Origin of the sequence: Helicobacter sp. (assembly GCF_022511165.1) — a bacterium.
Lineage (GTDB): Bacteria > Campylobacterota > Campylobacteria > Campylobacterales > Helicobacteraceae > Helicobacter_C.
In genome coordinates this window covers 1-5803 of the sequence record NZ_JAFLSB010000062.1, presented here as the reverse complement: position 1 = coordinate 5803, position 5803 = coordinate 1, and the positions used below count along the sequence as shown (strand labels likewise).

Annotated in this window: 4 protein-coding genes and 2 pseudogenes; 4 read left to right on the top strand and 2 right to left on the bottom strand. The window is 37.4% G+C overall.

The annotated features are described in order from the left end of the window. Positions 1-409 (bottom strand): annotated as a pseudogene (locus tag J1E28_RS07445) (hypothetical protein); the annotation flags it as partial. A gap of 78 nt (positions 410-487) precedes the next feature. Between J1E28_RS07445 and J1E28_RS07440 the strand changes: the two are divergent. The 4 genes from J1E28_RS07440 (at position 488) to J1E28_RS07425 (ending at position 5394) form a co-directional block, all read left to right on the top strand. Next, positions 488-1033: a phospholipase D-like domain-containing protein gene (locus J1E28_RS07440; RefSeq protein ID WP_291028347.1), complete on the top strand. Its 546-nt coding sequence runs from the start codon at positions 488-490 to the stop codon at positions 1031-1033. 172 nt (positions 1034-1205) lie between these two features. Further along, complete coding sequence (locus tag J1E28_RS07435) at positions 1206-3452, top strand: cation-translocating P-type ATPase (protein WP_291028345.1); 2247 nt, start codon at positions 1206-1208, stop codon at positions 3450-3452. Positions 3453-3473: 21 nt separating this feature from the next. Beyond that, on the top strand, positions 3474-3686 hold the full coding sequence (locus tag J1E28_RS07430) for a copper ion binding protein (RefSeq protein WP_291028343.1): 213 nt from the start codon (positions 3474-3476) through the stop codon (positions 3684-3686). After that, positions 3670-5394 carry an ABC transporter ATP-binding protein gene (locus tag J1E28_RS07425; RefSeq protein ID WP_291028340.1) on the top strand — a complete coding sequence of 575 codons (1725 nt, stop codon included), beginning with the start codon at positions 3670-3672 and terminating at the stop codon, positions 5392-5394. The genes J1E28_RS07430 and J1E28_RS07425 overlap by 17 nt, the downstream gene beginning before the upstream one ends. Before the next feature lie 93 nt (positions 5395-5487). On the opposite strand, the pseudogene J1E28_RS07420 reads toward J1E28_RS07425, so the two are convergent. Beyond that, positions 5488-5803 (bottom strand): annotated as a pseudogene (locus J1E28_RS07420) (modification methylase); the annotation flags it as partial.

Sequence of the window (5803 nt, the reverse complement as noted above, 5' to 3'; positions counted from 1 at the left end):
AATCTATCTTATCTAAGCCCTCATCGAGATTTTCAAGGCTAATACTCTCTCCTATCGGTTCTTCATTTTCATTCCCCCCACCTGCTTGCGCATCTTTTTTGAGCTGCTCGGTAAAAATATCCAAAATGCTTGTTGGCAAAAAAGGTTTTTGTATATAGTCATCAAAGCCCTCAATACGCTTTGTGCCTTTATTATAAATGAGACATTTGCGCTTGTCTTTGAGGGCATCAAGGTAGGTTCGTTTATCAAGCGATAAACAATCATCATCAATAATGATATAATCATATTGCGTCAAATCACCCATTTTGCTTGATTCTGTAATGCTTGTGAGCTTTGCCCCTGCTTTTTTAGCTGTAATCTCAACGAGCTTTTGGACAATTTGATTGGTATTAATCAGCAAAAATTTCATAAGAACTCCCGCGGTTTTATTGCTTTTTTATGATAGAAACTTAAAATTATAGCCAAATCGATACGACAAAGGAATAAAATGTGCCAAAAATTAACAAAATTGCTTATCCTCTGCTTCATTATGGGGCTATTTGGGTTTTGCGCCCACGCAAAAGAGAGTCTTTATATGCTTCCTTATGAGCAAAAAGAAGCCCTCAATGCCTTCAAAAATGCACTCAAAAACGCTCAAAATGAGATAAAAATAAGTATTTATAGCTTTACTCATAATGATATTGCCAATATTTTAAAAGAAAATGCCAAAAGAGGCGTGCAAGTGCATATTATCTATGATAAAGAAAGCAATATCGGCAATAAAGCTTCGAGTATCGGCTATCTTGCAAAATATAATAATATTTCGGTTTGTCTTTTAAGTGGTTTGCGTGCAAAAAATAAGCAACATTTTGGCATTATGCACCAAAAAATGGCAATTATTGATGGGCATACTCTTGTTATTGGCTCGGCAAATTGGAGCAAAAATGCGTTTGAAAACAATTTTGAGACTTTGCTTATAAGCGATAATAAGGAGCTTATTGATAAGGCAAATTGGGCTTTTGAAAAGATGAGGCAAACTTGCACGAGGTTTTAAAATGAGATAGGGATTATATCTGCAAAAGATATTGTTAGGAGATTCCATATACATATACCCCCTATATGTATATTTACTTTTGCTTGTTATTATTACATTCTCATAAATAAAATCAAAGTAGGCATCTTAACTTTGATTTTTCAACCAAAGCGAGTATTGATTGGAGGACAAGATGAAAGAGGCTTCTTTTTATATTGAGCAAATGAGCTGTCAGGCGTGTTCAAGCGGTATTGAGCGCGCCCTTAGTCGCAAAAGCTTTTGTGAAAGCATACAAGTGCATCTCCTAAGCAAAAAAGCGCATATTCGTTATGATGAGACACAAGTAAGCTTAGAGGATATTTTTGCACTTATTCAAAAAATGGGTTATGAACCACATTTAAATAAAGATTTGCCACCAAAAGCAGATATTTCTAATGCCTCCAAAAGCTTCTCTCTCAACGCCCTTATGCAATCTTTTGACAATGCTTTTTTACCTCCAAAACGAAAGCTTTTTATAAGTGTTTGTGCTACACTTATTACGCTTGTGCTTTCTTGGGGAGAGATGTTTCATTTCTTTCATTTACCTTTTGAAGTGAGCTATTTTACTATGCTTTTTTTGAGCCTGATTGTGGCGCATATGGGGCGGGGATTTTATATTCGCGGATTCAAGGCACTTTTAATGAAAAATCCAAATATGGATTCGCTCATTGCCATTGGCACAACAAGTGCCTTTTTGTATAGTCTTCAAGGGCTTTTTGGTGTGCATTCTCACGCCTATTTTGATAGTGTGTGTGTGATTATCACACTTGTGCTTATAGGCAAAACCATTGAAAATCGCTCTAAAAAAGATGCCCTTGATAGCGCCTCCTTGCTTTTAGAACTCAATCAAAAAAATGTGCAAAGGCTATGCTTAGATGATGCCTCAAAGCAAAATGCAAGCGAAGGCATTCATTTTTCAAATACGCCAAGTGAAAGTATTTTTGCTCAAGATGTGAAAGAGGGCGATATACTTAAGGTTTTACCCGGAGAGATGATAGTAGTAGATTGTGTCGTGCTAGAGGGAAAAAGCAGTCTTGATACAAGCGCGATTAATGGTGAATCCTTGCCTACTTTGGCACAAAGTGGCATAGAGATTTTCTCTGGCAGTATGAATATGGATTCTGTGCTGTATGTTCGCGCCCAAAAAAATGCCAAACAATCCACCCTTGCGCAAATTCTTGCCCTTGTGCAGCAAGCCCAAGAGAGTAAAGCTCCTATCGCCTCACTTGCAGATAAAATTGCTGGAATCTTTGTGCCACTTGTGATATGTCTTGCCTTAGCGGCGGGGGCGTTTTGGTGGGGAATGAGGGATTTTGAGTTTGGCTTAAGCATTTTTATTGCCACACTTGTAATTTCTTGCCCCTGTGCGCTAGGGCTTGCCACACCAATGGCGATTTTACACGCTCAAAGCATTTCAAATAAAATGGGTGTGTTTTTCAAAGACGCAAGGAGTTTGCAGATTTTAGGCGAGATTACACATATTGCCTTTGACAAAACCGGCACACTTACACAAGGTTTAGCAATCGAGCAGATTCAAATTTTTGATAATAATAGAAGTGAGCAGGAGGTTTTTAATCTTGCCTATACTTTAGAATCAACAAGCCACCATATCATCGCAAAGGCTTTTTTACAACACCCTTTGAGCCAAAATGCCACGCTTTTGCCTGTGAGCGAATCTCAAAATATCATAGGACAGGGAATTAAAGCAAAAATCAATGGGACACTTTATTTTTTGGGTAATGCTATGCTTTTACCTCAGCATCTCCAAGAATCCGCTCAAAATAAAGATGATAAAATTACACTCTACCTTGCCACGCAAGAGCGTATTTTGGCGCAATTTTCCTTGCAAGATTATCTTAAAAATGATGCCTTACTTGCTCTTAAATATTTCAAAGAGCGTGGAATAGAAGCTACTCTTATAAGTGGGGATAATACCAACAATACACAAAAAATTGCCCAAATGCTTGGCATAAGCGATTTTTACGCACAAGTACTACCAAGTGAAAAAATGCGTATTTTGCAAGAAAAGCTTTCACAACATAAGGTGCTTATGGTGGGTGATGGCATTAATGACGCTCCCGCACTTGCTTTAGCCTTTAGCTCTGCTGCGTTTGCCTCTGCATATGATATAGCCACACAAAGCGCAGATATGATTATCTACAATCCTAAAGTGATGAGTATTTACAACGCATACGCACTTTCACAAGCAACGATTTTAAATATAAAACAGAATCTTGGCTTTGCTTTTTGCTATAATATTGCTTTCATTCCTTTAGCAATGGGCGCATTGGGAGGGTTTGGTATATTTTTACACCCGATATTTTGTGCTTTAGCAATGAGCTTATCAAGCTTAAGTGTGGTATTTAATGCTGCAAGATTAAAAGGCTTTAAGATTTTATAAACCAAAATAAAGGAGTTTGTTATGATGATTGAATTATCAGTTGGCGGTATGCACTGCGGAAAATGTGTGGATAAAGTCGAAAAATTTGTGGGTGAAATAGAGGGCGTAAGCCTTGTTGATGTCAATTTGGAAAAAGCACAAGTAAAGGTGGAATTTAACGCTCCTGCGACACAAGAGATGATTGCTGAAGCTATTCTTGATGCGGGATTTGAGGTTAATGCGCACCATCATTAATTTTTTTAAAAAGTTTTTTCCCTATATCAAAGGACATTATATATCCTTTGGTATAGCTATTATTGCATCACTTGTCGTTGCGTTTTGTAGCGCGGGGATTACCTATCTCATTGAACCTTTGCTTGATACGCTCTCGGGCAAAATACCCCGAGCTAATCCGCTTTTTAGCTTTGATGAGTTGGTTCAAAATGGCAATATGGCTCTAGCAATGGTGCTTATGCTTATAGGGGTGTATTTTGGTAAATCTGTGGGTACTTATATTCAAACTTATTTTATGAATTTTATCGGGCAGGATATTGTGCGCCAAATGCGCGATAGAATGCTACAACATATGCTAAGCCTTGAAATGGCATTTTTTAATCAAATGCGTGGCGGGGAGCTTATAGCTCGTATCACTAATGATATTGGCATTATCCGCTCGGCTGTATCAAATTATATTACAGAGTTTATTCGCGAGAGTGTTACGATTATCGCACTTGTGGCAATTAGTATTTATCAAAGTCCAAAATATGCCTTTATAGGTTTAATTATTATTCCCTTAGCACTCATTCCGCTTAATCTCATCATCAAAAAACTTAAAAAATACTCCCGCAATATCCAAGAAAAAAATGCAGATATTACAGCAAAGCTCAATGAGATTTTTAACAATGTCGAGGTGATTAAGGCAAGTAATGGCGAGAAACTAGAGTATAAAAATTTCTCTATGCAGAATCTACAATTTTTGAAAATCAATATGAAAGCAGTGCGTATAGGAGAGCTAACTACTCCGCTTATGGAGCTTTTGGGAGCAATTATGCTTGGAGTTGTTATTTATATGGCAATCGTAGATATTGCTGCAGGGGAGCTAAGCGCGGCACAATTTTCCTCTTTTGTGGGCGCACTCTTTTTTATTTATACGCCGCTTAAGCGTCTAGTCAATCTCTATGCGCAAATGCAAAGCGCAATTGTAGCAGGTGATAGAATCTTTGAGATTTTGCACCAAAAGCCTAAGATTCACGATGGCACTTTGCCCTTAAAAGCTCCTATTGAGGATATTGTCCTAAAAGATGTGCATTTTCATTACAATACCGACACTCACGCGCTTAAGGGCGTAAGTATGATTTTTAAGAAAAATAAAATCACTGCGCTTGTGGGTAAAAGCGGGAGTGGGAAAAGCTCAACGATTAACCTCATCTTGCGCCTTTATGAAGCACATAGTGGCGAGATTTATATCAATGGGCGCAGTATCAAGGATTATACACAAAAAAGTGTGCGTGATAATATGGCAGTGGTTACGCAGCGAATCTTTATCTTTAATGATACCATTGCAAATAATGTTGCTTATGGGAAAGAAGTAGATGAGCAAAAAGTGATAAAAGCACTTAAACTTGCCTATGTATGGGATTTTGTGGAAACTTTACCACAAGGCATATATGCAATGCTTGATGAATTTGGCACAAATTTAAGCGGGGGGCAAAGACAGAGAATCGCTATTGCACGCGCTATTTATAAGAATCCGGAGGTGCTTATTTTTGATGAGGCAACTTCAGCCCTTGATGCCCAAACAGAGGAGGCAATAAAGGAGAGCATAAGGCATTTAAGCAAAGATAAGATTGTAATTATTATAGCGCACCGCCCAAGCACGATAGAGCTTGCTGATGAGGTGTTGCATTTGCAAGAGGGGCGCATTATAAAAAGCGAATTAAGGAATGCAGAATCCAAAATCTAAAAAATGCTAAATTTACTTTGATTTATTAAAAGATGAATGAATTTGCCAAAAGAGAAGAGCCAAAAAGGACTTTGTAAAACTTATTCTATTCATTTATTTTTGCAAGATATGGAGATACTCCAAAGTGCTATCTTGTTTTTGAATGCGTTTAGAATCTGCCTTAAATCGCTGATAGCTTTGTGCTTTGAAGCTATACTTGCCATACTTACTTAAAATATCTTGGATTTGCTCTAGGCTAAGTAGCCCCTCATCATTATAGCTTAGAAAAATGGTTGAAAAATTTGCATTTTTAATCAAATTTTCTAGCTCATCTGCAACTTTTGCTTTTTTACACCAATTTGATTTTTCATATTCTCGTAAGCCTGTTTTGCCTTTTGGAGTGAAATCATCATATAAGGCAATAGTATTT

What these genes read in the sequence shown, in the direction of transcription:
- J1E28_RS07440 (WP_291028347.1), top strand. Translation starts at nt 488, where the DNA reads ATGTGCCAAAAATTAACAAAATTGCTTATCCTCTGCTTCATTATGGGG.
- J1E28_RS07435 (WP_291028345.1), top strand. Translation starts at nt 1,206, where the DNA reads ATGAAAGAGGCTTCTTTTTATATTGAGCAAATGAGCTGTCAGGCGTGT.
- J1E28_RS07430 (WP_291028343.1), top strand. Translation starts at nt 3,474, where the DNA reads ATGATGATTGAATTATCAGTTGGCGGTATGCACTGCGGAAAATGTGTG.
- J1E28_RS07425 (WP_291028340.1), top strand. Translation starts at nt 3,670, where the DNA reads ATGCGCACCATCATTAATTTTTTTAAAAAGTTTTTTCCCTATATCAAA.